At 59.2% G+C, this 2,168-nt stretch carries 2 protein-coding genes; both read right to left on the bottom strand.

The features are described 5' to 3' along the window. Nucleotides 1-139: 139 nt before the first annotated feature. Nucleotides 140-364 carry a hypothetical protein gene (locus IQ254_RS30845; protein ID WP_193969951.1) on the bottom strand — a complete coding sequence of 75 codons (225 nt, stop codon included), beginning with the start codon at nt 362-364 and terminating at the stop codon, nt 140-142. Between the two features lie 308 nt (nt 365-672). Then, on the bottom strand, nt 673-2,168 hold a 1,496-nt coding region (locus tag IQ254_RS30840), incomplete at its 5' end, for an elongation factor G (protein WP_193969950.1).

Genomic DNA, 2,168 nt, shown 5'->3' with positions numbered 1-2,168 from the left:
GAATGTATGCGGAGGATTGGGGATGTGGGGAGGTTGATGTTGTGGGGCAGGGGTTGAATGTAGGGGAATGAGGTGGGTGGTGGGCAGTGCCCACCCTACCTGGCTGACCAGCACATTGGTATCTAGCACCAATCTGAGCTTAGTCATCCTTTAATAGATTTTCCAAAATAGAGGTGGTCAAACCGTTTACAGCCGCTTCCTGGCGAATTTCCTGAGTGATGACTTCAAGGTTATCTGGCTGCACCATGTGCTTTAGCCACAAGCTCACAATGGTCTGCATGGCCTGCTGCTGACTAGAAGAGGCTCGATTAAACGCATCAGCGACATCTGCATCGATCTGAAGTGTAATGGGTTTAATCATCATCCCGCGCTACATAAAGATGGTCTGTCGCTTGAACCAGGCTCATATCCCAAGGCATCTATCTGCTATTGTACCGTCGCCATCTCCGCCTTCACTGTAAGACCGTTGACAGAGCAGGTGGCCAAATCAACCCCATCGGGTGTAGTCATTAGGTCAATTCGGCTTATCGGCGGCGGTCTGGTCAATACGTTGCAACTACTCGCCTTTAGTCATGGCGACGGCAAAAAACCGGGTTTCTGAGACGTGGGTCAGATGACTCTGAGCATCCCGGTCAGAAACCCGGTTTTGGGTCGTTAAGCTGTGAGATGGGGTTAGCGATCGCCCCCGGTGCTGGCCAAAATGCGATCGGTCAGCTTCTCGGGCACCGGGTCGAGGTGGTCGTAGACCCACTTAAAGAAGCCCACACCCATAGTCAGCGACCGGAGTTCTAGAATCAGGGTCTGCATTTCGGCCTGGGGTAGGTACCCGGTGACCACATCCCAACCGGGCCAGTCAGCCTTGGCTTCGTAGCCGAGAATCTGTCCCCGTCGCCCGCTCAGCAGCTTTAGCACATTGGCCGTGTAGATGCTGGGCACCGAAATATCGACCTGATCAATCGGCTCTAGCAGGGTGGGGGTGCAGGCGGCGAGCCCTTCCTGCATGGCGATGCGGGCAGCCTGCTTAAAGGCCATATCAGAGCTATCGACGTTGTGGTACGACCCGTTGGTCAGCGTCACCGCCACATCCACCACCGGAAAACCCAGGGGACCATGGTCGAGATATTCGCGCACCCCGGTTTCCACGCTGGGAATATATTGCTTGGGCACCACGCCACCGACGATGGTGTTGTCAAAGGCAAAGCCATTGCCCCGGGGCAGGGGTTTAATCGACAGATAGACATCGCCAAACTGACCGTGGCCGCCGCTCTGGTGCTTGTAGCGCCCGTGCACGGCATCTTTGGCCTGGCGAATGGTCTCTTTGTAGGGCACCTGGGGCAGGTGGGTGGTCATGGGCAGGTTGTATTTGCGGCTGAGGCGATCGATCGCCAGGCTCAAATGCACATCGCCCTGGCCCCAGAGAATCACCTCGTGGGTGTCGCCGTGCTGCTCCCAAAATAGAGAGGGGTCTTCTTCGAGTAGTTTGGTCAGAGCGGCGCTGAGCTTGACCTCGTCGCTGCGCTTGGCGGGGGTAATGGCCAGGGCATAGACCGGGTCAATCACCGGGGCACGGGGCAGCAGGGTAGTGGGGTCGCCGTGGGTGGTGAGGGTGTCGCCGGTTTGCGCGCCCTCCAGGCGGGCGACGGCCACAATCTGCCCGGCCTCGGCTCGGCTGAGGCTGGTTTGTTGCGTGCCCATCAGGTCGTAGAGGCCGCCCATGCGATTCGCGAAGTGCTCCGTTCCGGAATCGCCATTGAGACTATCGCCGTCTTGCAGTTCGCCGCACCATACTCGCACCAGCGACAGCTTGCCACCCTGGGGGGTGTAGTAGGTTTTGAGCACCTGGGCCAGGGTGCCGTCGCCTGAGGCAATGCCGCGATTGTCGCGGGTAACCTCGGGGGCGGGAGCTTCTCTGACCAGGGCATCGAGCAGGGGCCGCACACCGTAGTCGGCCAGGGCCACGCCCAGGAATACAGGCACTACCAGGTCGGCCCCCAGCTCCATTTTGAGATCGCGGACGATTTCGTCTTCGGGGGGAGCAATATCCTCCAGCAGTTCTTCCAGCAGGTGGTCGTCGTAGTCGGCCAGGGTTTCGAGTAGTTCGGCGCGGGCGACCTGTTCCTCAGCCTGAAGCGAGGGCGGCAGAGGCACGGGGTCGGCGGGGGCACCGG

The organism is Nodosilinea sp. LEGE 07088, from assembly GCF_015207395.1.
In the GTDB taxonomy this organism is placed as follows: domain Bacteria; phylum Cyanobacteriota; class Cyanobacteriia; order Phormidesmidales; family Phormidesmidaceae; genus Nodosilinea.
Note: the sequence above shows the minus strand (reverse complement) of the source record. Positions and strands in the feature narration are given on the sequence as shown.

What these genes read in the sequence shown, in the direction of transcription:
- IQ254_RS30845 (WP_193969951.1), bottom strand. Translation starts at nt 364, where the DNA reads ATGATGATTAAACCCATTACACTTCAGATCGATGCAGATGTCGCTGAT.